This window comes from Pseudomonas sp. Sample_14 (genome assembly GCF_004307515.1).
Taxonomy (GTDB): Bacteria; Pseudomonadota; Gammaproteobacteria; order Pseudomonadales; family Pseudomonadaceae; genus Aquipseudomonas; species Aquipseudomonas atacamensis.
Window position 1 is genome coordinate 35055 of sequence record NZ_RCOC01000068.1, and the last position, 25648, is coordinate 60702.

Sequence of the window (25648 nt, forward strand, 5' to 3'; positions counted from 1 at the left end):
GCGCTCATTACTGCTGTTTTTCCTCGGCGTACCGATCCCGATCATCATCCTGATCGCCCTGTTCGTGCACTGATCCCTCTGAGGCAGGATGCCTCTGCCGCTTTCATCTTCGGGTGAAAGCGGCTTTTTTGCGTTTGGGAACTGCAAACGCAAGCTTGGCGAATTACTCGGTCGGCACGACATTATCCAGCGCTTTGTTCACGGCCAATTCTCCCAACATGACCACTTGCGCAATGCCCAACAGGGTATTGCGCCGTGAGCCTTCGAGCATCCCGGCAAAATCACCGAGCATCACCGTGGCGGACGCCAGGGATTCGCACGCGTTGACCAGCAACGATTCGGTGTCGGATTGCGGGTTGACCATGAACAGAGTATTGGGGCTGTACGGCGTGGCGTTGATCCTGGCCGGCGGATTGGATGGTGTCTGTGACATCAGCTGAAACTCCGATGAGAGCAGCTTGGTGTGAGAGAGAGCGCCATGGGGTGACGTGCACGCTGGCAGTGAGGGAGCACGCCCCCTCATACCTCGGTTGCGGCTAGTTCGACACGCGTCGGCTGTCGAGCACGCGATTGACGACCAGCTCACTCAGCATGATCACTTGCTGCAACATCAGCAGCGAACGGCGCTGTGCAGGCTCGATGACGTTGCTTATTTCGCGGGCCATGTCGTTCGCCGCAGCCAGCGATTCACAGGCTTCGAGGAGCAAGGTTTCCTCGTCCACCGTTGGGTCGACGAGAAAGATCCGGCCCGGGTGACGATTGGGAATCGTAGTCTTGAGGGTTTGCGGATCGAGATAAAAGTTGATGGCGCGAGCGGCGGCGTCTTTTATGCGCTGAGGCTCCAGAGCGGGGTCGTACGGGATCGAATCGGCTTCTGGCGGGTTTGGCGTTACTTTGAACATGGATGACTCTCTATCTTGAAGGAATGAAGAGCCGTCACTATCGCTACCAAACGAAGGGTGGCGGCCACGCGCAGGTTGGTAGACCGGTCAAGATAGTTAACCCCGGCGCTCACGAATGAGCCCCACGCATGGTCACCATGAAGAGCTGACCCTCAAAGGAGGGGCCGCTTAAAGGGACGCCATACAACTATCAAGAAACGGGCTACCAAACCCGATCACTGTTTTGCAGTGACAGGGAAACGATATAGCCCTACCGATAGCCGTGTAAGCCGGCGGATTCTGATGCACCCGTAGGCAGCGACGCAAGGCGTTGTAGGTCCGATGCCGTAACAGCGCGTGTGATTTAAACATGATCGACAAATTGCGTTTATCCACTGCGCAAGGGCCGGCATGCCTGAGCTTTTTGCTTTCGGCAACTCAACAAAGCGACAATCGGTTCCCGATGTGCCCTAGCTTCACTCCCCCGACTTTTCAATTAAGGAAGAATACGTTGGACAAGAAGGAAACCAAACGCCAGGTCAGCGAAATGCTCGATGCCGGCCGCTCGAAAACCGAGACTTTCAAGGCATTCTCCGGTGGTGCGCTGAAAGACAAGGCGCTGGCCTATCTGATCGGCTCGCGTCCCGATGTGGATCTACTCGAACGCCACGCCGGCAAGATCAAGATCCTTCTCGGACTGACTTACGTTCAGGCGCTGATCGGTCTGGTGGGCGGCTATCTCCTCGGGCTGACCATCAGCAGCGGTTTCGCCATCGGACTTGGTTTGTTCGCCGGTGGCGTGCCTTTGCTTTTTGCCTGGGGTTTCTATCGCAACGCGGCCCATGCCTATACGGTGTACGTGATGCTCTCGATCAGCCAGATGCCGCGCATGTTCAAGGAATATGCGGATGACCCGATCGGTACAGTGATCGGCGTGGCGATCACGCTGGCGATGATCTTCTACGTCGCTTGGCTGAAAAACCTGCTGTTCCCGGACCTTGCATTGATCGGCGCAAAGAAGATCAAAGGCCAGTTCGTCTTCTCCAATTGATCGTTGTCCATCCCGCCATTTTCACTGGCCTGGATCAATATTTCCCCTGGCGATATCGCCTACCGTAAATGATCCAGGCCTTTGCTGAGGTATGAGCTACAGTGCTTGTCGCGCACCTTGTTGCGCTGACGAAGTATCCGCGTCGACGTTGAAAACACAGCAATAAAAGCGTCGACGAGGCGTAGTGCAGCAAGGAGCTGACACAACCTCAACTGAATCTTCACGGACGAACACCGTAATGAACTGCCTAGAAAGAACCTTCGATATCCAGCCCTTGGTGCAGGCGGACATGACCGTGCACATCAACGGCCAAGCGGTCAGCGCCGCCATTGGCGAAACCGTTCTCAGCGTCATCCAGTCCCTCGGCGTGCGCCAGATCGCACGCAACGATCACGATCAAATCAGCGGCGCCTATTGCGGCATGGGCGTGTGCCAGTGCTGTCTGGTGAAAATCAACGGTCGCCACAAACGCCGCGCCTGCCAGACCGTGGTGCGCGACGGCATGCTGATTGAAACCCGAGTCAACCGCGTCGTCGGGCAGGAGGTTGTATGAGCCTGCAACCGTTGATTGTCGGCGGCGGGCCGGCGGGAATGGCGGCGGCCATCGAACTGGCGCGCCACGGCGTGCGCTGCACCTTGCTCGAAGAGGCTTCGCGCCTTGGTGGGGTGGTCTATCGCGGGCCGTTGCGCGATGGCGTGCAACTGGATTATCTCGGGCCGCGTTATTCGGAAGCACTGGACAAACTGCACCGTGAATTTCAGCAGCAGTCAGGGCTGATCGACGTGCGTCTCAACCATCGCGTGGTCGGCGCTGAAGGCACTCGCGCTCTGGTGGTGCTCGATGGCGATGAACAGCTGCACGAGATCGCTTATCCGCAACTGTTGCTGGCCGCCGGTTGCCATGAACGCAGCGTACCGTTTCCCGGCTGGACGTTGCCGGGAGTGATCCTGCTCGGCGGCCTGCAGTTGCAGATCAAGAGTGGCGTGGTCAAGCCGCAAGGGCCGGTGATCATCGCCGGCACCGGGCCGTTGCTGCCCTTGGTCGCGACTCAGTTGCATGCGTCTGGCGTGCGCGTCGCCGGCGTCTACGAGGCGTGTGCGTTCGGCAAGATCGCCCGCGAGAGTCTGGCGCTGTTGAACAAACCGCAGCTGTTTCTCGACGGTTTGAGCATGCTCGCTTATCTGAAGCTGCACGGCATCCCGATGAACTATGGCTGGGGCGTGGTTGAGGCCCACGGCGAGGGCGAATTGAAAAGCGTCAGCGTCGCGCCGTATTCGTCGACGTGGGAGGCGGATCTGTCGCGGGTCGAGCGTTTCGAAGCGCAGACCCTGGCGGTCGGTTACGGTTTTATTCCGCGCACGCAATTGAGCCAGCAGATGGGCCTTGATCACGGCTTCAGCGCCGATGGCTACCTGCGTGCCAACGCCAATGTCTGGCAGCAAAGCAGCGTCGCGCATGTGCATCTGGCCGGCGACATGGGCGGGATCCGCGGCGGCGAAGCGGCGATGCTCGCCGGCAAGATCGCCGCCACTTCGATCCTGCTGCAACGCGGTGTGCTCGACGCCGAGCTGGCCCGGGTGCGCCGCGATCGTTACGCGAGCAAGCTCAGAGCCATCGTGCGCTTTCGTGCGGCGGTGGATCGCTACACCGAGCGCGGCGTTGGTCAGATTGCTTTGCCCGCAGCCGACACGGTGATCTGCCGCTGCGAGCACGCAACCCGCGCCGACATCGATCTGGCCCTGGAGCAGGGTGTGCAAGACATCGCCAGCCTGAAAATGCGCACCCGCGTGAGCATGGGCGATTGTCAGGGGCGGATGTGCGTCGGCTATTGCAGCGATCGCTTGCGCCAGGCCACCGGACGTCAGGATGTCGGTTGGCTGCGCCCGCGCTTTCCAATCGATCCGGTGCCGTTTTCCGCGTTCCAGTCTCTCGGCACGGAGGGCGCTTGCCATGAGTAAGTTCTACGACGTGGTCATTGCCGGTGGCGGCGTGATCGGCGCCTCCTGCGCCTACCAATTGTCCAAGCGCAAAGATCTGAAAGTTGCACTGATCGACGCCAAGCGCCCCGGCAATGCGACCCGTGCTTCGGCGGGTGGTTTATGGGCGATCGGCGAGTCGGTCGGCCTCGGTTGCGGGGTGATTTTCTTTCGCATGATGTCGGCCAACCGCAAGCGCGAAACCCAGGGCGCTGCGGTAGCGGTGGACGCCAGTACGCCGCATATTCTGCCGCAGTCGTTTTTCGATTTTGCCTTGCAGTCCAATGCGCTGTACCCGGCGCTGCACCGCGAGCTGAAAGACAACCACGGCATGGATTGCAAGTTCGAAAAGACCGGATTGAAATTCGTGATCTATGACGACGAAGATCGGCTCTACGCCGAGCACATCGTCGGCTGCATTCCGCATCTGGCCGATCAGGTGCGCTGGCTCGATCAGGCGGCGTTGCGCGCCGCGGAACCGAGCGTCAGCCATGAAGCACGCGGGGCGCTGGAGTTTCTCTGCGATCATCAGGTCAGTCCGTTCCGCCTCGCCGATGCCTACATGGAAGGCGCGCGGCAGAACGGCGTCGACATCTTCGTCAACACCAACGTCACCGGCGTGTTGCATCACGGCACTCGTGTGACCGGCGTGCAGACGGCGGAGGCGGGGGTGTTCCACTGCAAGACGCTGATCAACGCCGCCGGTGCCTGGGCGGCGGATCTGAGTGAGTGGGCCACGGGAATTCGTATTCCGGTGAAACCGGTGAAAGGGCAGATCCTGCTGACCGAACGCATGCCGAAAATCCTTAACGGCTGCCTGACCACCAGCGATTGCTACGTGGCGCAAAAGGACAACGGCGAAATCCTTATCGGCAGCACCACCGAAGACAAAGGCTTCGACGTCACCACCACCTACCCGGAAATCGCCGGGCTGGTGCAGGGCGCGGTGCGCTGTCTGCCGGAGCTGGCGGACGTCAATCTGAAGCGCACCTGGGCGGGGCTGCGTCCGGGCTCACCGGATGAATTGCCGATCCTCGGGCCGATGCGTGGGGTCGAGGGTTATCTGAATGCTTGCGGGCACTTCCGCACCGGCATTCTGACGTCGGCGATTACCGGTGTGCTGCTGGATAAACTGGTGAATGACGAGCCGCTGCCGCTGGATATCACACCGTTTCTGGCGGATCGGTTTGCGGTTGCAGCCGTCGAGCCAGTGCCCGCGCTGGAACGGGCCTGACCCAATCCCCTGTGGGAGCGAGCCTGCTCGCGAATGCAATCTGTCAGTGAAGTATTGGGTGACTGACACGACGCTTTCGCGAGCAGGCTCGCTCCCACAGTTGGATCTGCGCAAGGCACGATCAGGACCTGCGCGCTTCTTCTTCGAGCTGATCCGATTCAAACAATTTGGCCAGTTCCGCCCGGGCTTCCTGGGCGGTCTGCAGGACTTTGGCGGCGTCGTCGTAGACGGCGTGTTGCGCCTCCAGCACCTGTTCGTCGTGATGCTTGAAACGCTTGATCCGCGCATCGGCCTGGGCCTGGGTCAGACCGAGGCCGACCAGCGTGCGGCGGCTCATTTCCAGGCTCGAATAATAGGTCTCACGAATCGCTTCCGCGCCGACATCCACCAGGCGATGCACGTGCTGGCGGTTACGCGCGCGGGCGATGATTTTCATGTGCGGATAGTGCTTGTGCACCACTTCGGCAGTCTTGATGTTGGTCTCCGGATCGTCCGTGGCAATGACGAAATACTCCGCCTCGCCAACCTTCGCCGCGTGCAAAATTTCCGGGCGCATCGGGTCGCCATAGAACACCGGCACACCGCCGAAGCTGCGTGACAGTTCGATGGTTTCCACCGAGGTGTCCAGCGCAACGAACTTGATGTTCTGCGCACGCAGAATCCGCGCCACGATCTGGCCCATCCGGCCCATGCCGGCAATCACTACGCGTGGCGCTTCGGTGTCGATTTCGCGGAATTTCTCCGGCACTTCCACCGGCTGCACTTTCGGGCTGACCAGCCGTGCGCAGATCAACAGCAGCAACGGCGTCAGCGCCATCGACAGAGTGATGGTCAGCACCAGCAAGTCGTACAGCCGTGGCTCGAACAGGCCCTGATCACGGCCGATCTTGAACACCACAAACGCGAACTCACCGCCGGCAGCGAGGACGATGCCGAGGCGGATTGCGCTGATCTTGTTGAGTCCGCCTGCCAGACGTCCGACGACGAACAGCAGCGGCAATTTCAGACCGATCAGCAGCAGGGTCAGGCCCAATACGGTGATCGGCGCGCTCAACAACAGGCTGAGATTGGCGCCCATGCCGACGCTGATGAAAAACAGCCCGAGCAGCAGGCCCTTGAACGGTTCGATCTGCGCTTCCAGTTCATGCCGGTATTCCGAGTCCGCCAGCAGCAGACCGGCGAGAAACGCGCCCAGCGCCATCGACACACCGACCAGATCCATTAGCCACGCGGTACCGATCACCACCAGCAACGCGGTGGCGGTGGACACTTCCGGCAGCCCGGTTTTCGCCACCACGCGGAACACCGGACGCAGCAGATACCGCCCGCCGATCACCACCACGGCAATGCCGCCGAGCACCTGCAAGCTGTGACGAATATCGTCGGCGGTGCTGGTGTGGTGATCGACGCCGGCGAGCATCGGCACCAAGGCAATCAGCGGAATCGCGGCGATGTCCTGGAACAGCAGAATCGCAAACGCGAGACGCCCGTGGGGGCTGGTCAGTTCCTTGCGTTCGGCGAGGCTTTGCAGGCCGAACGCCGTGGAGGAGAGCGCCAGACCGAGGCCCAGCACAATGGCGCTGTTCAGCGGCTGGCCGAACACCGACAGTGCCAGCACGCCGATCACCGATGCGGTCAACAGCACCTGCGCCAGACCGACGCCGAACACCGATTTGCGCATCACCCACAAGCGTCGCGGCGACAGCTCCAGGCCGATGATGAACAGCAGCAACACCACGCCCAGCTCGGAAATATGCGCAACGCTTTGCGGGTTGCCGATCAGACCCAGCACCGACGGGCCGATGATCACCCCGGCAAACAGATAACCGAGCACCGCGCCCAGTTGCAGACGTTTGGCCAAAGGCACGGTGAGCACGGCCGCGAACAGAAACACGACGGCGGCTTGCAACAGATTGCCTTCATGGGGCATTGGAACGACTCCTGACTACGGGTACGGCGAGGGTGACAAGGATAAGGCTTACGCGGTTTCCAGACCATTCGAGATCCAATGTGGGAGCGAGCCTGCTCGCGAATGCGCTGGGTCAGTCACCTATGCATTGACTGATGCCCCGCGTTCGCGAGCAGGCTCGCTCCCACAAGGGCAGCTTTCATCAGGCCTGTAATAATTTGCATCAACTGGTTACATTTATAACCCCTGCGCATCAATTTCCGGAAACGCCATGGCCATCAACTTCGACCTCAACGACTTGCAAGCCTTTCGCGCGGTGGTCGAGCAGGGCAGTTTTCGCAAGGCTGCCGACACCGTGCGCCTGTCGCAACCGGCGCTCAGCCGGCGCATCGAAAAGCTCGAAGACGCCCTCGGCGTGAAACTGTTCGAGCGCACCACGCGCAAGGTCAGCCTGACCCAGGCCGGGCGCGGCTTCATGCCCAGCGTCGAGCGCTTGCTGGATGATCTCGACATTGCCTTGCTCGGCATCAGCGAAGTCGCCTCGACCCGACTGGGCCATGTCACCGTCGCCTGCGTGCCGTCGGCGGCGTACTACTTCATGCCCCGCGTGGTCGCGCGCTATCACCAGCAGTTTCCACGGATCAAGGTCAAAGTCCTCGATTCCAGCGCCCACGATGTGTTGGGTGCGGTGGTCAATGGCGAGGCGGATTTCGGTTTGAGTTTTCTCGGCACGCAGGATGCCAAAGTCGAGTTCGAACCGCTTGTGCAGGAGTGCTACGTTGTCGCCTGTCGTCGCGATCATCCACTGGCCGGGCGCAGCAGCGTCAGCTGGGACGAGTTCTATCAGCAGGATTACATTGCGCTGGACAAGACTTCGGGCAATCGCTTTCTGCTCGATCAGGCCTTGGGCGGGGTAGTGCCGCAGCGTCAAAGCATCTGCGAGACGCGGCATGTGACGACGATGATCGGCTTGGTGGAGGCGGGGCTGGGCGTGGCGGCGGTGCCATTGATGGCGATGCCCGGGCCGGATCATCCGATCCTGACGCGGGTGCCACTGATTGAGCCGCAGGTGATGCGCAGTGTCGGCATCATCAAGCGCCGGGATCGCACGTTGACCCCGGCGGCACTGGAACTGGAGCGGCTGGTCGTGGAAATGCGCGTCCAGCCGCCAATGATCAACGCTTGACCGAATCCAGCCCGGTGGCCTGCACGTCAGCCTGAGCGGCCGGTGCAGCGAGGTAGGCGAGCAGGGCTTTGGCCTCTTCTGGATGCTCGGCCTTGACCGGAATGCCAGCGGCAAAACGCGTCACCGACTGCACCGATTCCGGAATCTTCGCGACGAAGCTCACGCCCGGCACCGGCAGCAATTCGCTGACCTGCTGGAAGCCCAACTGATAGTCGCCAGTGGCGACCACCGAGCCGACCGGGATCCTGGCGATCATCTTGGCTTTCGGTTTCAACTGATCTTCGATGCCGAGTTTCTTGAACAGCTGCTGCTCGATGTACACGCCGCTGGCGCTGTCGGAGTAGGCCACCGACTGCGCATCAAGCAGGGTTTTCTTCAGGCCGTCGACGCTGCTGATGTCCGGTTTCGCCGCGCCTTCACGCACCACCATGCCGATCCGCGAATCCGCCAGTTCAACGCGGGAGGCCGGGTCGACTTTGCCTTGTTTGATCAGCTCATCGAGGGCGTAACCGACCATGATCACCACGTCGGCGTGCTCGCCGCGCGCCAGACGATTGGGAATCGCTTCCGGCGCCTTGCCCATCGACGGGCCGAGGCTGGTGGTCAGGGTGTTACCGGTGGCGGCGGCGAATTTCGGCCCGAGGATCTTGTAGGCGGCGGTGAAGCCACCGGAGGTCATCACGCTGAGTTCTTCGGCCTCGGCCGCGAAGTTGAAGGCGAGACCGGCGAGCAGGGCGGTGACAGTAAAAAGTTTTTTCATGGCGATTATTCCTCAGGCCGCGACAGGTTGTAGACGACCACCGGCACGGCGGTACAGATAAAGCGTGGCGCACAGGGCGCAGAGGGCACCGATGCTCATCCAGTAACCTGGCGCGGCTTTGTCGCCGGTGTACTGGATCAGGAAAGTCGACATCGCCGGGGTGAAACCGCCGAAGATCGCCGTGGCCAGGCTGTAGGCCAGGGAGAAACCGGCGACGCGCACTTCAACCGGCATGATTTCGGTCAGCGCCGGAATCATCGCGCCGTTGTACAAGCCATAGATGAACGACAGCCACAGCAGCGACAGCAGCATGTTGGTGAAGCTCGGCGCCTGCACCAGGAACGACAGCGCCGGATAAGTGGTGGCCAGCGCCAGCAAGGCCATGCCTATGAGCACTGGGCGACGACCGATACGGTCGGACAACGCGCCGCCAATCGGCAGCCAGAAGAAGTTCGACACGCCCACCAGCAGCGTTACCAGCAACGCGTCGGAAGTGCTCAGGTGCAGCACGGTTTTGCCGAAAGTCGGCGCGTACACGGTGATCAGGTAGAACGCGGTAGTGGTCAGCGCGACCATCAACATCCCGCCGAGCACCACGCCCCAGTTCTGGCCAAGGGTGCGGAACACTTCGCGCATGCTCGGGCGATGTTTGCGTGCGGCGAACTCTTCGGTTTCCGCCAGATTACGACGCAGGAAGAAGATGAACGGGACGATCATGCAGCCGACGAAAAACGGAATGCGCCAGCCCCAGGCTGCCACGGCTTGCGGCTCCATCCACTGGTTCAGACCGTAGCCCAGCGCGGCAGCAACGATGATCGCCACTTGCTGACTGGCCGACTGCCAAGCAGTGAAAAAGCCTTTGCGACCCGGCGTGGCGATCTCGGACAGGTACACCGAAACGCCACCGAGTTCGGCGCCGGCGGAGAAGCCTTGCAGCAGCCGCCCGATCAGTACCAGCGCCGGGGCGAACAGGCCTATGGTTTCGTATCCGGGCACCAGCACAATCAATATCGTGCCGCTGGCCATGATCGACAGGGTGACGATCAGACCTTTGCGCCGGCCGACGTCATCGATGTAGGCGCCGAGCACAATGGCGCCGAGCGGACGCATCAGGAAGCCTGCGCCGAATACTGCGAAAGTCATCATCAGGGAGGCGAACTCGCTGCTCGCCGGGAAGAACACCGCCGCGATCTGCGTGGCGTAGAAGCCGAACAGAAAGAAGTCGAACTGTTCGAGGAAGTTGCCCGAGGTCACCCGGAAGATGGCACCGGCCCGCGAGCCGTTGGTAGGGATTGAGGCTGTCATTGAAAAGTACTCCACCGCTTTTATGACATGCGCTACGGAGAAGCGGCGCACGGTTTTTATTGAGGTGGATGGTGGCGCAGATGTAACAATCTGTTAATTGCATTGTTGGCATGGATTGATGCGTGGGGCGGATCAATGGCTTCAGTGCTTGGCGCATTTGTGGGAGCGGGCCGGCTCGCGAAGGCTTTCCGTCAGATGGCAACGATGGCGGATGTGCCGGCGTATTCGCGAGCAGGCTCGCTCCCACAGGGGATCGGTGGTGATCAGAGAATCAGCGTCCGCCAAGACTTGTGGGAGTGGAGCTCAGGTCAAAAACTGTGGTGTAACACCAACCCTGTGGGAGCTGCGGTGCGACGATTCGAGTTGCCAGCGATGGCGGTCTGATGGACAAGGCCTCTTACGGCCACCTCCGGCAAAAAACAAGGAATGTTTCCCGCGCCACGCAGTCGGAGTTCAGGTACTACTCATCTGAAAGAGGTTCACCGATGAACAGCAAAACCCTAATCGCCAGCCTGGCCCTTGTTGCGGGCATTGCCGGAATCACACCCATTGTTCAAGCGGCGCAAACCTCCAGCGAACCCGCCGTGCAATCGCCCACCAGCGATCGCCAGCTGAAGGTCAACGACCGCGCGCCGGAAATGTACCAGCGCGACGACAAGGCTTTGAAGAACTGGAAAGCCAAAGGTCTGAAAGCGCCGATCGACCAGGCGCAGTGGGTACAGATCAATGACAAGTACGTGATGGTGATGATCACCAACGGCACGATTGTCGAGATGCAGCCGGTCGAGAAATAGCTTGATCGCGGGGGAGAGCGTTTACACAAGCTCTCCCTTGTCCCACAGACTCACTAATTCCCCAGGCGCCCGGTCCTCCGGTACCTTCAACACCATTTCCCCGGACTGATAGCGCACTTCAATCTGGTAGAAGCGCTGATCCCCACGTCCCGATTCGCTGCTATCGAGTGGCAGGCAACCCTCAAGCACCGAGCAGATCCTGGAACGCTGATTGATGTCGCACTGGGCAAATTCGATTTCCCGTGGGCGGCTCAGGCTGTGAATCGCTGCAACGCCACCCTGGCGAGATACGCGCAAAACGGAATCTTTATCCAGCTCGGGTAGCGTTTTCATACGGTCTCCTCGGATTATTCGATACCGACCTGTGCCCAGGCTTGCTGCACTGCGTCGGCTGCTTCGGCGCCGAAGCGCTCGCCGGCGTGGTTGATCGTCAGTTTTGCGAACGCGTCGAACGTTGCGTCCTGTTTCAAATGGTCGTCGCACAGTGTGTCGTACCAGATGCGTCCGGCTTTTTCCCAGGCGAAGCCGCCAAACGCTCGGGCTGCCAGGTAAAACGCGCGGTTGGGAATGCCGGAGTTGATGTGTACGCCGCCATTGTCTTCGCTGGTGATGACGAACTTGCGCATGTGATCCGGTTGCGGATCCTTGCCCAGCATCGGGTCGTCGTATGCCGTGCCGGGGTGCGACATCGAGCGCAGGCCCTTGCCCTGGATCTGTGGCATCAGCAGGTCGGCGCCGATCAACCAGTCTGCCTGCTCGGCGGTTTGGCCAAGGGTGTATTGCTTGGTCAACACGCCGAATACATCCGAGAGCGACTCGTTCAGCGCGCCGGACTGGTTGGCATAAATCAGCCCGGCTTCGCTTTCGGTGACGCCGTGGGCCAATTCATGGCCGATGACGTCGAGCGAGCGGGTGAAGCGCTGGAAGATTTCGCCATCCCCGTCACCGAAGACCATCTGCGCGCCGTTCCAGAATGCGTTCTCGTAGCCCTGGCCATAATGCACGCTGCCGATCAGCGCGAATCCCTGATTGTCGATCGAGTCGCGACCGAGCACCTTCCAGAAGAAATCATAGCTGGCGCCCAGCGCATCGTAAGCCTCGTCGACCGCCGGATCCCCCGATGCCGGCTGGCCCTCGAGACGCACCGGCATGCCCGGCAAGAGCATTTTGTTCTGCGCATCATGCACGCTGCGCCGTGCCAGGCCAGGCTTGCTCGCCTCCGGCAGAATCGCCCGCGCCGGCGGCTGCGAAGGACGGCCGGGGTTGGGCAGCAGGCTGCGCACATGATTGAGCGTCTGCATCGCGGCGTTGCGCTGCGGCTCGGAACCGTGGGCAATGATGCGGTTGAGAATGTAGGGCGGGATGAAACTGCGCAGCAATCGAGAGTCGGTCATCTAAGCATCCTTGTCGTCATACGATGTCGATACACATGTGAGCGGCAAGGCGTGTTTTCGGTTCCATGGATTGCCATCGACGCCGGATTCTGCGAAAAACGCCGCCTGCGAACATCTCAAGAGCCAACGACATGACAGACGAACTGCAAATCATCGACCTGCAACCGGGCGACGGCAAAGCCGCGGTGAAAGGCGCGCTGATCACCACCCAATACACCGGCTGGCTGGAAGACGGCACTGAATTCGACTCGTCCTGGAGCCGGGGCAAACCGTTTCAGTGCGTGATCGGCACTGGCCGCGTGATCAAAGGCTGGGATCAGGGGCTGATGGGCATGCAGGTCGGCGGCAAACGCAAATTGCTGGTACCGGCGCATCTGGGCTACGGCGAGCGGACCATGGGCAAGATCCCGCCGAATTCGAATCTGCTGTTTGAGATTGAGTTGCTGGAGGTTTTGACGCGGGAGGATTGAGGTCTGACGTGCGTCTGGATGAAGCAACCCTCATCCAGACGCTTGCAACTTCGGATGCTCAGGTGAACATCTCTATATCGTCAATCGTGTCCTCAATGACGCCCTGCAACGAGGGCATCCGACGCCTTACGTTTTCGAGCGCCGGCAAAACGGTTTCGGTATTCAGTCTTCCATGTCGACGAGCGATATGGCTCAGGGCGGTGGTGGCAGAGGCAGCGATCGCTTCGGTTTCGCTGGAGAGATATTGGAGGCAGAAAGACTGGGCCCACATTGGGTCTTCCTCGCTCATACCGATGGATACTAATCCTGCTGCCATATTTTCGGCGACACCACTTGCAATAAGTCTCATCGCCACGTCGCGGGAAATAGATGAATCTTGATAGATGAGGCTCATCGTCGACGCTAGCCCCTGACGCCGATGAATAAGTCCAGCTCCTTCGGCAATTGCTCTCCAAGTATTTCGCTGATTCGTTGAGTTTGGTCCGCAGTCAGCAGCCATTCTCCGTCGGGACTTAGACTGAGTTCTGGCCAGCCCATTACGGCCAATATCCGACGCTCAGATTTCGAGTGGACCGTCAGCTCGAATTTCAGCGTATCGTCCTCGCTTTCGTCTGGTAAAAAACCACTAATCCATAAATACATATTTTTATTCCTCTTCACTTTGGAGTCCATCGCTCGGGATCGGCAGGATCGATTTGCTCGCCCGTTTCGTGATTAAACTCACCTAGATGTTTGCCTTGCTTGTTATAGAGTTCTATAGCCCCTGTTTTGCTATCCCATTCATAGATTCGACCTTTCTTGTCTTTCCATCTGCTGCGCTTGCCGCCACCACCTTGAACACTGCTTTTGGATTTGACGGGATAGGTATCCGGGAATGCTGGGAGAGTTACGGGAGGCCGGTGATATTTGATGTCACCGCCAAGAGTAGGTCTTGAAAGCACAACGTATAGAGGCTGTACTCCAGAGTCCGCCGGAAAGACCAGAATAAAGTCCTGGTATTCAGGCGGGTAAACCGGATTGACGATGATTTTGTCCGCCTGCTCGGTCGGCGGGTATATCCAGATGTGTGGAACCTGCGGCGCACCCTCCAACGGCGGAATTGCCGATCCGCGTGATGAGTCTACAGAGGGAGTCCAGAGTAGGGTTGACCCATTACCAAAATCTGCGACGTGCGAGGCGCCTTGCTTGACGAACTGCACGACTGGAATCATTTCCCAGTCGCTGCGCGTTTGAGTGTTGTATCCGTATCCTTTCAACGTCCCATCGGGCTGCTGTTCCACATGCAATCGAACCCGAGTCCGAGCTGTCTCGAGCGACTGTAGTTGCTCTTCTGTGTAGAGAGCACTATCGGCGAGACTCGATGGCCACAGCAGCGCAACCAACCCAAGCAACCCGCCTGCGACGACACCGCCGGTGGCCAGGCTTGTGGTACTTGCGGCGGCAGTGCTGGTGCTCAGACTGCCAGAGCTGCCGAGAGCAAAAGCTCCGATCGACGCTTGCAAACTGGTCGCGCCAATTGTCTTGAGTGCGATATTCCCGGCCGAGTCGCGTTCATGCCCCGCTAGCAAGGACAGCGTTCCATAATCCGAAATTTTCCCAACCGGTATAAATCCAGATGGATTGGCATCATTGATGACGCCGTTCGGCAGCTTGCAACTTTTCACGAAAACACAGCCGCTTATATTTTGCTCTTCATGTATGACCTGGTGGCCAAGTCGATCTTCGTGGGCCTGCTGCCGAGCCAGAATGTCTTCATAAGCGCCTTGTGCGGCCTCGCGCGCAGCAAGTTCGCTGGCAGTCATGTAGCGGCTGGTGATGTGGTGTCCGTCTCCCTCTGGCGGGTTCTGGACCCGGGGGATGTCTTTCTTGCGAGCCATGAGCGTCCTTGTCCGCTGTTAAAAACGAAGTGGACGCTAAAGCAACGAAGGAGTGATGGATGTAGGACGCGTCTGAAAGTGTTGCAGTTGTTACAACTGCAAAAAGATCAAATCCATGACCAGACAGGTCAACAAATCGCCTTACCCGACCGCCCAAACCGCTCCCGATAAACCGACGGCGGTACGCCCACCACGCTGCGGAACGCCACACGAAAGCTCTCCACCGAGCGATAGCCGCAGCGCTGGGCGATCTGCTCGGTGTGTTGATGGGTGCTCTCGAGCAGCTCCCGCGCTCGCGCCAGGCGTTCATGTTGCAGCCAGGCCTTGGGCGTTTGCCCGCTGGCTTCGGTGAAACGCCGTAGAAAGGTGCGCTCGCTCATCGCCGCTTCACTGGCCAGATCGCGGACTTCCAGTGGTTCGTGCAGGCGTTCGCGGGCCCATTGCATGATGCGCGACAGGTCGCTGCGGGGTGTCGGGCTGACCGGGGTGGGGATGAATTGGGCCTGGCCGCCGGTGCGTTGTGGCGACATGACCAATCGCCGCGCGACGGCGTTGGCGACCTGCGTGCCGAAGTCGCGGGTTACCAGGTGCAGGCAGGCGTCGATGCCGGCGGCGCTGCCGGCGGAGGTGATCAGTTGACCGGCGTCGACGTAGAGCACGTCCGGATCGACCTCGATCGCCGGGAAGCGTTGCGCCAGTTCACCTGTGTAGCGCCAGTGCGTGGTGGCGCGGTGGCCGTCGAGCAGGCCGCTGGCGGCGAGCACGAACACGCCCGAGCAGATCGACACCAACCGCGCGCCTCGGTCATGGGCCTGACGCAACGCGTCGATCAGCGCAGGCGGTACCGGGGCGTTGCGGTCGCGCCAGCCCGGAATGACGATGGTGCGCGCTGCGGCGAGCAGTTCCAGGCCACCATCGGCCAGCACCTGAATCCCGCCCATGGCGCGCATCGGGCCTTGATCGACTGCCGCTATCGCGTGTTCGTACCAAGGGAAATCGAACTCTGGCCGGGCCAGGCCGAAGATCTCGACGGCAATGCCGAACTCGAATGTGCAGAGGCCGTCGTAGGCCAGAATGGCAACCAGATTGGGGTGAGTGGGCATTTGGCGGAAATCTCCCGGTCGGTGTCTTGCGCGCCACTGTAGCGGCAAGCGCCGTCTCGATAAAGTCTGTTCATCCCCCACAGACAAAGGAGCAACACAGCATGACCAGCCTGGTTCGCGAAATTCCCGCCGCCCCTTCGGCGATTGCCCTGATGCATTTCAGCAATCGTCTGACCTTCGAAACCGATTGTTCCGACGTGTTCAGTAGCCAAGAGGCCGGGGAGGTCGATTTTGTTCTGGTGGATGTGCGCGGCCCATTGGCGTTCGAGCGCGGCCATGTGCCCGGCGCGATCAATATCCCGACCCGCTTGCTCACGGCGGAGCGCTTGGCCGATTACCCGAAACACACTTTGTTCGTGGTCTATTGCGCCGGGCCGCATTGCAACGGCGCGAACAAGGCGGCGGTGAAGCTGGCGGCATTGGGCTATCCGGTCAAGGAGATGATCGGCGGTGTCACCGGATGGCTCGATGAGGGTTTCGAATTGAACGCGGTTTCAGCAGCCAACACCGCGATCAGCTGCGCCTGCTGACGCTTCGATCTCGCCGCCATGGGCCCTCCGCATCTCGTGTCGGGACATAGAGAGTCCCAAACAAAAAAACGCATATTTCTGACCTGAAAAGGGCAGTGTCCTACAGCCTTCGCACCACCACGGCGCACGCGTTGACCCTCGTCAATGCGTGCGCCGATGTTCTGTAAGTAATTGTCGCTTAAAAACAATTGCCTCCGTGCGCGCCGCCATAGACTGCCGGCCACGTCGGTTTTTGCCGTTAGAACGCCATGACCGAACGCTGACTCGAAAGCTGCCAATAAAAGCCTCCGCACGGGAGTAATAAATGAAAAAGCTAGTGATGTTCGGTGCCCTGGCACTGTCGATGTTGTCCCTGACCGCCGTGGCCGAAGACGCCAAGCCGATCCGCATCGGTATCGAAGCCGGGTACCCGCCATTCTCGATGAAAACCCCTGACGGCAAACTCACTGGTTTTGACGTGGACATCGGTGACGCACTGTGCGCGCAGATGAAGGTTAAATGCACGTGGGTCGAGCAAGAGTTCGATGGCCTGATCCCGGCGCTGAAAGTGAAGAAGATCGACGCGATCCTGTCGTCGATGACCATCACTGACGATCGCAAGAAAAACGTCGATTTCACCATCAAGTACTACCACACCCCGGCACGTTTCGTGATGAAGGAAGGCTCGGGCGTGAAAGACCCGCTGACCGAACTCAAAGGCAAGAAAGTCGGCGTGCTGCGCGCCAGTACTCACGACCGTTACGCGACCGAAGTGCTGGTTCCGGCCGGGATCGAACTGGTGCGCTACGGCTCGCAGCAGGAAGCCAACCTCGACATGGTGTCCGGGCGTATCGACGCGATGCTGGCCGACTCGGTCAACCTCAGCGACGGTTTCCTGAAAACCGACGCCGGCAAAGGCTTCGAATTCGTCGGTCCGACCTACGAAGACGCCAAGTACTTCGGCGGCGGCGCTGGCATTGCCGTGCGCAAGGGCGATACCGCACTGGCTGAGCAATTCAACAAAGCCATCACCGAAATCCGCGCCAATGGCGAGTACAAGAAAGTCCAGGACAAGTACTTCGACTTTGACGTATACGGCCATTAATACGCCGTGAAAAAAAAGTGGCCCCGTTTGCGCGGTGGCCACTTTTTTTATGTTCTTTTATTGATGGAAATTCTCTGTGGGAGCGAGCCTGCTCGCGAAAGCGGTCTGACATTCGACATCGTCATCGTCTGACCTGACGCATTCGCGAGCAGGCTCGCTCCCACAGGGATTTGCATAACCCAGCTATTAAGGAGTTTTCCATGCAACGCATCGACCACGTTCTGCCCTGGAGCCACTTGGGCAGCGAGCGCTCCCTCAGCGTTTTTCGCTACGGCGCCGGCAGCCGCAAGGTGTATATCCAGGCCAGCCTGCACGCCGATGAACTGCCGAGCATGCGCACCGCGTGGGAACTCAAGCTGCGCTTGAACGAACTGGAACGGCAGGGCCGTTTGCAGGGCGTTATCGAACTGGTGCCGGTGGCCAATCCGATCGGCCTGGATCAGCATTTGCAAGGCAATCACATGGGCCGCTTCGAGTTGGGCAGCGGCAAGAATTTCAACCGCGCATTCGTCGAACTCAGCGCCCCGGTCGCAGCGCTGGTGGGCGAGCGTCTGGGCGCGGATGCCGAGGCCAACGTCGCCCTGATCCGCCAGGCCATGGCTCAGGTCTTCGAAGAATTGCCGGCGCCGGCCTCGCAACTGGAAGCCTTGCACCGCTTGTTGCTGCGCCACGCCTGCGACGCCGACATCACCCTCGATCTGCATTGCGACTTCGACGCTGCGATTCACCTCTACGCGCTGCCGCAACACTGGCCGCAATGGCAATCGCTGGCGGCGCGGCTGAAGGCGGGTGTGGCATTGCTCTGCGAGGACTCCGGCGGCAGCTCGTTCGATGAGTCGTGCTCGACGCCGTGGCTGCGTCTGGCCAAAGCGTTCCCGAACGCGGCGATTCCGGCGGCGAATCTGGCGACGACGCTGGAGCTGGGCAGTATGGGCGACACCCGCGTCGATCAGGCTCAGGCCAATTGCGAAGCGATCCTCGGTTTTCTCGCCGAGCAGGGTTTCATCAGCGGCGAATGGCCGGCGGCGCCGAGCGAATGTTGTGAAGGTCTGCCGTTCGAAGGCACCGAATACCTGTTCGCCCCGCACCACGGCGTGGTCAGTTTCTTGCGCAATGCCGGCGAGTGGGTAGAGCAGGGCGATGCGCTGTTCGAGGTCGTTGACCCGTTGCAGGATCGCGTGACCACCGTGCGCGCCGGCACCAGCGGGGTGCTGTTCGCGATTGATCGCGGGCGCTATACCGAGCCGGGGATCTGGCAGGCGAAAGTGGCGGGGCGGGTGCCGTTTCGTACCGGCAAGCTGACGAACGACTGACAGGTTGCGGTGAAGGTGCGGGCCTCTTCGCGAGCAGGCTCGCTCCCACAGGGGGAACGCATTTTAACGGTGGGAGCGAGCCTGCTCGCGAAAGGGCCATCAGCCACTCCACAAAATTTGGATCCTCAGCCGAGAATGTTAGGCTCCCCGCGAACCCGACACTCTGTGAAGGAACGCTGCAATGCTCAAATTGTTCGCCCTGCTGACCCTGCTCGCATCCACCGCCGTCCACGCGCAAACCACCCTGCAATCCGACCTGCCGCTCAAATACCTCGAACAGGTCCACGCCGACGCTGAACCACGTCCGCTGGTGATCTTCCTGCACGGTTACGGCAGTAACGAGGCCGATCTGATCGGCATGAAATTTCAGCTGCCGGCGCAGTACAACTACCTGTCGGTGCGCGCACCGATGACGTTGGGTGAAGGACGTTTCCAGTGGTTTCGCAAGAAGGGTGAAGGCGCCTACAACGGCGAGACCGATGATCTGAAGGTCAGCGGCCAGAAGCTGCGCGACTTTATCGCCCAGGCGGCGAAGAAATATCACGCCGCGCCGGACAAGGTGTACCTGATCGGCTTCAGCCAGGGCGCGATGATGAGTTACGAAGTGGGCCTGCGCGCGCCAGCGGTCGTGGGCGGGTTTGCCGCGTTGAGCGGGCGCTTGTTGCCGGTGCTCAAAGCCGAACTCAAGCCCGGTCAAGCGTCACTGCCGCTGAGCATTTTCATCGGCCACGGCACCGCTGATGATCCGGTGCCTTACCGTCACGGCACCGAGGCCAACGCGCTATTGCACAAGCTCGATTACCAGCCCGAATTTCACGCGTATCCGGGCGTCGGCCACAGCATCAGTGCGGCCGAATTGCGCGATTTGAACGGCTGGTTGCAGCGGCTCAATCCTTGACGATGGCTTTGACCAAGGCATCGTGACCCTTCTTGTCACTGGCGCGGGAAATCACCTGCACCAGCGCCATCTTCGTCCCCGAGCCGGCCAGCAATGTGGTGTTCAGCGTCTGGCCACCGCCCTGGGTGGCGGTGCTGTCAACCTGACGCAGACCCAGGCCGGTACCTTTCTGGGTCAGGCTTTTCTCGCTGAGTTTATTGAAGTCCGGCAGGGCCTTGCGCTGATCGTCGATGAAACTCGACACGCTGCCGTCAAGAAACTCACCGTCGTTGTCCTTGACGTTCTGGCCTGCGGGGATCTGGTTTTCGGCGGCGATGACCACGGTCTTGGTGGTCTGGTTAGTGTACATCGTGCCCTTGGCCCCGCTCGGGCTGGTGGGCAGCGGGTCAGCGACAAAGCCTTTGGGCAGGACGAAGGCGAATTTGCCGTCGAGCAGCGTAACCTTCTCGGTTTTGACCTTTTCCTTGGCGGCGTGCGCGTTGATCGCGGCGAAACCGGCGACGGCCGCCAGCATCAGGACGAGGGTTTTTTTGCTCAACAATGACATGTGAATCTCCGGTGAATGGTCGCGCGAGGCGGGCGATCATCCCACGGAGCGTGCCGGGCGTTCCAGCGCGATTCGTCCGGGCGGTTATTGCGCTTGCGCCTTGGCCACTGGCCGCGCCAGCAGACGCCGGGTCACCCCGAGCATGGCCACCGACACTGCCACGCCTACGACAAAACCGCTGAGGCCCATGGTCGGCAGCGTCAAGGCCGACACCAGGCAGAACGCCGAAAACGAATACATGCCGGTCGCCGTTGCGCGCAATAACGCAGCGGTAAACGCCGGGCCGCGAGTTTGTTGCGAGAACACTGCCATGACGCTGCCGAGCACCGGGAACACCGCGAGCAGGCCGCTCCAGCGTTCGCCGACGGTGCTTGCCAGCATCGTCACCACCAGCGTCAGCGCCGCACCGGCGATCATCCGCCAGATCAGTTTGTCCGACTTCGGTGCTGGCCCGTTCAACACCGGCTGCACTTCGGGGAACAGATAAGGCGAAGCGAGCAGTGCCACCGCTGCCGCAATCACCGAGAACGGCAAGGACGCCGGGATCACCGACAACACCGTCGCCAGCGCGGCCCACACCGCCAGTGAAATGGTCAACGCCCACGGCCAGTTCGCCCGCTGCGCCACCTGCGCATAAGTGATGCAGAAAGCGATCATCGCGAACATTGCCGACAGCGCCGCCACCGCCGATTGCGCGGCAAACTGCGGCCCTTGTTCAATCGCCAGAAAGAACAGAATCGGCCCGACCACCACCGGCAATCCTGACAGCCACCCGGCCACGCTCGGCCCCCAACGTTTGCCCGCCAAGGAAATCAGCAGGAGAAAACCGGGAATCAGCAGCAGTTTGAGGATCAGCACGCGGGTGTCTCCATCGGGTCAGGATGAGCCACGTTAGCACTGCCGATTAAAGATTGCTGCCTATGTTCGCAATTTTTGTATACAAAAAATCAGGCGCGAATCCAGCTATGCTTTGATCATCAGAATGCAGCGGAGACGATACGGCGATGAACAGAACACCCAAGCTCGTACGTGGCTGTTGTGGCATCGGTTTATGGACGCTGTTGCTGACGCCGACGTGGGCCAATTGGCAGGACGCAGTGCCGGGCGCGCAAATCATCGGCAGTGGCGATTTCAGCGTGTTCGGCTTCGATGTTTACAGCGCGCGCTTGTGGAGTGCCGCGCGGCCTCTGGCGGACGGCCAGCCGTTTGCCCTGGAGCTGATCTACCGGCGCAACATTTCGCGAGACGATCTGGTCAGCACCAGCGTCGATGAGATCAAACGCCTGGCCGGTCCTCGGGTCACTTCAGCGCAATTGGCCGGCTGGCAAAAGCAGATGCAGCAATCGTTTGTCGACGTTCAGGCCGGCACGCGGATTACCGGCGTGTATCTGCCGGGGCAGGGCGCGCGGTTTTTTGTCGGCCAGAAGCTCCAGCATGAGATTGAGGATCCACAGTTTGCCAAGGCGTTTTTCGATATCTGGCTGGATCCGCGAACACGCAGTCCCGAGTTGCGCGAGCAGTTGTTGGGGGTGAACCCATAGGTTCAGTGATTTTTGCGCTTCAAGGCATCAGGCGAAACGACTAAGCTGCCGGGCTCCCTTTTTTGTTTCTGGATGTGTGCGTGAAATTCAGCCTGCCCAAAATCGCCACCGCGCCGTTTTGCCCGCCGGAAGTGGCCGGCAGTGTTGCGGTCGATCCGACTGCCTCGTTCTTCAAACGTGTGCTGCGTTTCGCCGGTCCCGGTTTGCTGGTGTCGATCGGCTACATGGATCCGGGCAACTGGGCGACCGCGATCGAGGCCGGTTCGCGTTTTGGCTACAGTCTTTTATTCGTCGTGTTGCTGGCGAGTCTGGCCGGCATGGTCGTGCAGTGCCTGTGTTCGCGGCTGGGCATCGCCACTGGTCGCGATCTGGCGCAGTTGTCCCGCGAGCGCTACAGCACGCCGACCGCGCGCCTGCAATGGCTGCTGGCGGAAATCTCGATCATCGCCACCGACCTCGCCGAAGTGCTTGGCTGCGCCCTGGCGTTTCACTTGCTGCTCGGTTGCTCGCTGACCTTCGGCATCGCTCTGACGGCTTTCGACACGCTGCTGGTGCTGGCGTTGCAGAACCGGGGATTCCGCCGGCTCGAAGCGATCATGCTGGTGCTGGTCGCGACCATCGGTGTGTGTTTCTTCGTCGAATTGTTGTTGATCAAACCGTACTGGCCAGACGTGGCGCTGGGCTTCAAACCCTCGCTGTCCGCGATCAGCGATGCGGCGCCGCTGTATCTGGCCATCGGCATCCTCGGCGCCACAGTGATGCCGCATAACCTGTATCTGCACACATCGATCGTGCAAACACGGATGATCGGCAAGGACTTGGCGAGCAAGCGGGACGCGGTGAAACTGGCGCGCATCGACACCATCGGTTCGCTGGCCCTGGCGCTGCTGGTCAACGCGGCGATCCTGATTCTCGCAGCGGCGGCGTTTCACCAGTCCGGGCACACCGATGTGGTCGACATTCAGGACGCCTATCACCTGCTCGACCCACTGGTTGGCGGTGCGCTGGCCAGTGTGCTGTTCGGCGTGGCACTGCTCGCGTCGGGGCAAAGTTCGACCTTCACCGGGACCATCGCCGGGCAGGTGATCATGGAGGGCTATCTGAACCTGCGCATCCCGTGCTGGCAGCGGCGTTTGATCACCCGCGGGCTGGCGCTGATTCCGGCGTTCATCGGCGTATGGCTGCTCGGTGATGGCGCTATCGGCAAGCTGCTGGTGTTGAGCCAGGTAGTGCTCAGCCTGCAACTGCCGTTTGCCTTGTACCCGCTGATTCGCATGACCAACGACCGGCAGTTGATGGGGCCGTTCGTCAATCGCTGGCCCACGCGGGTGCTGGCCTGGGGGCTGTTTGTGTTGATCAGCGGGGCGAACAGTTGGTTGATATTGCAGTGGGCGGTTTGATCACTGTGTTGCGGTGACTGGCAGGGCCTCTTCGCGAGCAGGCTCGCTCCCACTGGTTGCGCGGGTGATGGCAATTCAGGTGATCAGCCGACGAGGGGTCATCCATCAACTTGTTTCGCGGCGGGCGAGCCTATACTGTATATGCACACAGTATAGAGCCCGCGCCATGCAAATCATCGACAAGCTCAGCATCCTCGCCGACGCCGCCAAGTACGACGCCTCCTGCGCCAGCAGTGGTGCGCCCAAGCGCAGCTCCGAGGGCAAGAGCGGGCTCGGTTCGACCGACGGCATGGGCATTTGCCACAGCTACACGCCGGACGGGCGCTGTGTGTCGTTGCTGAAAATCCTGCTGACCAACTTCTGTCTTTACGATTGCCAGTACTGCGTCAACCGCCGTTCCAGCGATGTGCCACGTGCGCGCTTCACCCCGGAAGAAGTCGTGACGCTGACCATGGATTTCTACCGCCGCAACTGCGTCAGCGGCCTGTTTCTCAGCTCCGGGATCATTCGCTCGGCGGACTACACCATGGAGCAACTGGTGCGCGTCGCCAAGTTGCTCCGCGAAGAGCACGAATTTCGCGGCTACATCCATTTGAAGACCATTCCGGAAGCCGATCCCGCTTTGATCGAAGAAGCCGGGCGCTATGCCGATCGCCTCAGCGTCAACATCGAACTGCCCACCGATGCCAGCCTGCAGACACTGGCGCCGGAGAAGGACATCACCTCGATCAAGCAAGCGATGAACACCATCTACACCGGCGTGCAGACGGTATTGAACGAACCGCGCTCGGCAAAATTCGCCCCGGCGGGGCAGAGCACGCAACTGATCGTCGGTGCCGATGACACCGACGACAGCACCATCCTCCACAGCGCTCAGTCCCTTTATGGCAACTTCCGTTTGCGCCGGGTCTATTACTCGGCATTCAGTCCGATCCCCGACAGCCCGAAAAGCGTACCGCTCGCCGCGCCACCGCTGATGCGTGAGCACCGTTTGTATCAGGCTGATTTCCTCCTGCGCAGCTACGGCTACAGCGCTGACGAATTGCTCAAAGGCCCGGGCAATCTGGCGCTCGATATTGACCCGAAGCTGGCTTGGGCGCTGGAAAATCGCGAAGTGTTCCCGCTCGACCTCAACCGTGCTGACGCGACGTTGATCGCACGCATCCCGGGCATCGGCTTGCGCACCACCGAGCGCCTGGTCGAGTTGCGCCGTCAGCGCCGCATCCGTTACGAAGACGTCGCGCGGATGCGCTGTGTGCTGGCCAAGGCCAAGCCGTTCATCATCACCAGCGATTACCACCCGCAGCAGGCGGAAGTCACCAGTCACATGCTCTACCAGCAATTGCGTGACCGGCCGATGCCGCAGCAGATGGGGTTGTGGGGATGATCAGTCTCGATTGTGACGATCTGTTCGATACCTGGCGCCAGCAGGCGCGCTGGTTGCTCAGCCATGAGATCGATCCAAGTCTGGTGAGCTGGGCGACGGAAGGCGTTGGCGATCTGTTTGCCAGTGATGATCACGTGCCCGAAGGGCAGGGGCCGTTTCAGGCGCGTATTCCCCGTACGCTGCTCGCCACCCTCGAACAAGCGGCGCGCTATCGCGGCGAGCAACGCTGGAGCTTGTTGTATGAAGTGCTATGGCGCGTCAGTCACGGCGACCGCACGGCGATGATGGCCGGCGACAAACTCGGCAGCGAGTTGCAGCGGCGCATCAAGCAGGTCAGCCGCGAGGCCCATCATCTGCATGCATTCGTGCGTTTCATCGAGCGGCCGAAGGATCTGCCTGGTCCACAATACGTGGCGTGGCACGAACCGGCGCATGACATCCTGCACAGCGCCAGCGAGCACTTTATCGGTCGCATGGGCCAGCATCGCTGGTTGATCGCCACACCGCGCGATGGTGTGTACTACGACGGTGAGCAGTTGATTCACGAGCGGCAATGCCCGATTGAATGGCAGCAACTGGCACAGAACGTCGATGACCCCCACGGCGATTTGTGGTTGACCTACTACAGCCACATCTTCAACCCGGCACGGTTGAACCCGAAGGTCATGCAAGGGCATCTGCCGGTGCGGTTCTGGAAGAATCTGCCGGAGGGCGAGTTGATACCGGGATTGATCACCCAGGCGCGGATGGGCAAGCAGCAGAATGGGCAGGCGAGTGGGATTGCTGATCGACTTGGTAAACGGATTGCCTTGAAGAGCGAAAAGCCTACCCTCACCCCAGCCCTCTCCCGGAGGGAGAGGGAGCCGACCGAGGTGTTCTTGCGAACTCCATCGACCTGAATGGCCGAGGCGAACGCGATTTTTGAAAAGCGCACAAGTCGGCTCCCTTTCCCCCTCGCCCCCTTGGGGGCGGTCCGACGTTTCGGGAGGGCTGGGGTGAGGGGGTAA

27 protein-coding genes and 1 pseudogene are annotated in these 25648 nt (G+C 60.5%); 15 read left to right on the plus strand and 13 right to left on the minus strand.

Features of this window, described 5'->3' with window-relative positions; all coding sequences use genetic code 11:
* Positions 1 to 163 precede the first annotated feature (163 nt).
* A complete protein-coding gene (locus tag D8U61_RS16485; protein ID WP_241663633.1) occupies positions 164 to 523 on the minus strand; it encodes a DUF6124 family protein in 360 nt (119 codons plus the stop codon).
* A 13-nt stretch (positions 524 to 536) separates the two neighbouring features.
* Positions 537 to 902: a hypothetical protein gene (locus D8U61_RS16490; RefSeq protein WP_130927314.1), complete on the minus strand. Its 366-nt coding sequence runs from the start codon at positions 900 to 902 to the stop codon at positions 537 to 539.
* A gap of 490 nt (positions 903 to 1392) precedes the next feature.
* Here D8U61_RS16490 and D8U61_RS16495 point away from each other — a divergent pair, with 490 nt between their 5' ends.
* From D8U61_RS16495 to hcnC, 4 genes are all read left to right on the plus strand, one after another.
* Positions 1393 to 1932: a hypothetical protein gene (locus tag D8U61_RS16495; protein WP_125927863.1), complete on the plus strand. Its 540-nt coding sequence runs from the start codon at positions 1393 to 1395 to the stop codon at positions 1930 to 1932.
* 238 nt (positions 1933 to 2170) lie between these two features.
* Entirely contained in the window at positions 2171 to 2485 is a 315-nt protein-coding gene (locus D8U61_RS16500; RefSeq protein WP_130927315.1) for a (2Fe-2S)-binding protein, read from the plus strand.
* Entirely contained in the window at positions 2482 to 3891 is a 1410-nt protein-coding gene (gene hcnB / locus D8U61_RS16505; RefSeq protein ID WP_130927316.1) for a cyanide-forming glycine dehydrogenase subunit HcnB, read from the plus strand. Before D8U61_RS16500 ends, hcnB begins: the two co-directional genes overlap by 4 nt.
* Entirely contained in the window at positions 3884 to 5143 is a 1260-nt protein-coding gene (hcnC, locus tag D8U61_RS16510; protein WP_130927317.1) for a cyanide-forming glycine dehydrogenase subunit HcnC, read from the plus strand. The genes hcnB and hcnC overlap by 8 nt, the downstream gene beginning before the upstream one ends.
* Before the next feature lie 121 nt (positions 5144 to 5264).
* On the opposite strand, the gene D8U61_RS16515 is transcribed toward hcnC, so the two are convergent.
* On the minus strand, positions 5265 to 7073 hold the full coding sequence (locus D8U61_RS16515; protein ID WP_130927318.1) for a monovalent cation:proton antiporter-2 (CPA2) family protein: 1809 nt from the start codon (positions 7071 to 7073) through the stop codon (positions 5265 to 5267).
* 250 nt (positions 7074 to 7323) lie between these two features.
* Between D8U61_RS16515 and D8U61_RS16525 the strand changes: the two genes are divergently transcribed.
* Positions 7324 to 8238: a LysR family transcriptional regulator gene (locus D8U61_RS16525; protein WP_130927319.1), complete on the plus strand. Its 915-nt coding sequence runs from the start codon at positions 7324 to 7326 to the stop codon at positions 8236 to 8238.
* Here D8U61_RS16525 and D8U61_RS16530 read toward each other — a convergent pair.
* Both D8U61_RS16530 and D8U61_RS16535 read right to left on the minus strand, forming a co-directional pair.
* Entirely contained in the window at positions 8228 to 8998 is a 771-nt protein-coding gene (locus D8U61_RS16530) for a substrate-binding domain-containing protein (RefSeq protein WP_130927320.1), read from the minus strand. The genes D8U61_RS16525 and D8U61_RS16530 overlap by 11 nt on opposite strands.
* A gap of 12 nt (positions 8999 to 9010) precedes the next feature.
* Entirely contained in the window at positions 9011 to 10303 is a 1293-nt protein-coding gene (locus D8U61_RS16535) for an MFS transporter (protein WP_016775219.1), read from the minus strand.
* A gap of 485 nt (positions 10304 to 10788) precedes the next feature.
* Here D8U61_RS16535 and D8U61_RS16540 point away from each other — a divergent pair, with 485 nt between their 5' ends.
* Positions 10789 to 11097, plus strand: a complete 309-nt coding sequence (locus D8U61_RS16540; protein WP_130901745.1) for an RcnB family protein — start codon at positions 10789 to 10791, stop codon at positions 11095 to 11097.
* Positions 11098 to 11118: 21 nt separating this feature from the next.
* Here D8U61_RS16540 and D8U61_RS16545 read toward each other — a convergent pair whose 3' ends face one another.
* Complete coding sequence (locus D8U61_RS16545; protein WP_130888707.1) at positions 11119 to 11430, minus strand: protealysin inhibitor emfourin; 312 nt, start codon at positions 11428 to 11430, stop codon at positions 11119 to 11121.
* A 14-nt stretch (positions 11431 to 11444) separates the two neighbouring features.
* Positions 11445 to 12491: a M4 family metallopeptidase gene (locus D8U61_RS16550; RefSeq protein WP_130927321.1), complete on the minus strand. Its 1047-nt coding sequence runs from the start codon at positions 12489 to 12491 to the stop codon at positions 11445 to 11447.
* A 131-nt stretch (positions 12492 to 12622) separates the two neighbouring features.
* Between D8U61_RS16550 and D8U61_RS16555 the strand changes: the two genes are divergently transcribed.
* Entirely contained in the window at positions 12623 to 12961 is a 339-nt protein-coding gene (locus tag D8U61_RS16555; RefSeq protein WP_110600909.1) for an FKBP-type peptidyl-prolyl cis-trans isomerase, read from the plus strand.
* A gap of 58 nt (positions 12962 to 13019) precedes the next feature.
* Here D8U61_RS16555 and D8U61_RS16560 read toward each other — a convergent pair whose 3' ends face one another.
* The 4 genes from D8U61_RS16560 to ftrA all read right to left on the minus strand — a co-directional run bounded on the left by D8U61_RS16560 (position 13020) and on the right by ftrA (position 15941).
* Positions 13020 to 13355 (minus strand): hypothetical protein, encoded by a 336-nt coding sequence (locus D8U61_RS16560; protein WP_130901746.1) that lies wholly within the window; start codon positions 13353 to 13355, stop codon positions 13020 to 13022.
* A gap of 8 nt (positions 13356 to 13363) precedes the next feature.
* A complete protein-coding gene (locus tag D8U61_RS16565) occupies positions 13364 to 13603 on the minus strand; it encodes a pyocin S6 family toxin immunity protein (protein WP_130901747.1) in 240 nt (79 codons plus the stop codon).
* A gap of 14 nt (positions 13604 to 13617) precedes the next feature.
* Positions 13618 to 14838: a colicin E3/pyocin S6 family cytotoxin gene (locus D8U61_RS16570; RefSeq protein WP_130927322.1), complete on the minus strand. Its 1221-nt coding sequence runs from the start codon at positions 14836 to 14838 to the stop codon at positions 13618 to 13620.
* A gap of 128 nt (positions 14839 to 14966) precedes the next feature.
* On the minus strand, positions 14967 to 15941 hold the full coding sequence (gene ftrA / locus D8U61_RS16575) for a transcriptional regulator FtrA (RefSeq protein WP_130901748.1): 975 nt from the start codon (positions 15939 to 15941) through the stop codon (positions 14967 to 14969).
* A 101-nt stretch (positions 15942 to 16042) separates the two neighbouring features.
* Here ftrA and D8U61_RS16580 point away from each other — a divergent pair, with 101 nt between their 5' ends.
* The 4 genes from D8U61_RS16580 (at position 16043) to D8U61_RS16600 (ending at position 19766) form a co-directional block, all read left to right on the plus strand.
* Positions 16043 to 16471: a rhodanese-like domain-containing protein gene (locus D8U61_RS16580; protein ID WP_130888711.1), complete on the plus strand. Its 429-nt coding sequence runs from the start codon at positions 16043 to 16045 to the stop codon at positions 16469 to 16471.
* 304 nt (positions 16472 to 16775) lie between these two features.
* Positions 16776 to 17555 carry an ABC transporter substrate-binding protein gene (locus D8U61_RS16585; protein ID WP_024013359.1) on the plus strand — a complete coding sequence of 260 codons (780 nt, stop codon included), beginning with the start codon at positions 16776 to 16778 and terminating at the stop codon, positions 17553 to 17555.
* 200 nt (positions 17556 to 17755) lie between these two features.
* Positions 17756 to 18868 carry a succinylglutamate desuccinylase/aspartoacylase family protein gene (locus tag D8U61_RS16590; RefSeq protein WP_130927323.1) on the plus strand — a complete coding sequence of 371 codons (1113 nt, stop codon included), beginning with the start codon at positions 17756 to 17758 and terminating at the stop codon, positions 18866 to 18868.
* Between the two features lie 181 nt (positions 18869 to 19049).
* On the plus strand, positions 19050 to 19766 hold the full coding sequence (locus tag D8U61_RS16600) for a dienelactone hydrolase family protein (RefSeq protein WP_130888713.1): 717 nt from the start codon (positions 19050 to 19052) through the stop codon (positions 19764 to 19766).
* Here D8U61_RS16600 and D8U61_RS16605 read toward each other — a convergent pair.
* Positions 19756 to 20313 (minus strand): hypothetical protein, encoded by a 558-nt coding sequence (locus tag D8U61_RS16605; RefSeq protein ID WP_130901749.1) that lies wholly within the window; start codon positions 20311 to 20313, stop codon positions 19756 to 19758. The two genes, D8U61_RS16600 and D8U61_RS16605, sit on opposite strands and share 11 nt — an antisense overlap.
* A gap of 84 nt (positions 20314 to 20397) precedes the next feature.
* Positions 20398 to 21171, minus strand: coding sequence for a hypothetical protein (locus tag D8U61_RS16610; protein WP_016775206.1), 774 nt, complete (start codon positions 21169 to 21171; stop codon positions 20398 to 20400).
* A gap of 146 nt (positions 21172 to 21317) precedes the next feature.
* Here D8U61_RS16610 and D8U61_RS16615 point away from each other — a divergent pair, with 146 nt between their 5' ends.
* The 4 genes and pseudogenes from D8U61_RS16615 to D8U61_RS16630 all read left to right on the plus strand — a co-directional run.
* On the plus strand, positions 21318 to 21854 hold the full coding sequence (locus tag D8U61_RS16615; protein WP_130927324.1) for a chalcone isomerase family protein: 537 nt from the start codon (positions 21318 to 21320) through the stop codon (positions 21852 to 21854).
* Between the two features lie 131 nt (positions 21855 to 21985).
* Positions 21986 to 23254, plus strand: coding sequence for an Nramp family divalent metal transporter (locus tag D8U61_RS16620; RefSeq protein WP_241663507.1), 1269 nt, complete (start codon positions 21986 to 21988; stop codon positions 23252 to 23254).
* Positions 23255 to 23420: 166 nt separating this feature from the next.
* Positions 23421 to 24641, plus strand: a complete 1221-nt coding sequence (locus D8U61_RS16625; protein WP_024013352.1) for a putative DNA modification/repair radical SAM protein — start codon at positions 23421 to 23423, stop codon at positions 24639 to 24641.
* A pseudogene (locus D8U61_RS16630) lies at positions 24638 to 25456 on the plus strand (TIGR03915 family putative DNA repair protein); the annotation flags it as partial. The gene D8U61_RS16625 and the pseudogene D8U61_RS16630, both read left to right, overlap by 4 nt.
* Between the last annotated feature and the right edge of the window lie 192 nt (positions 25457 to 25648).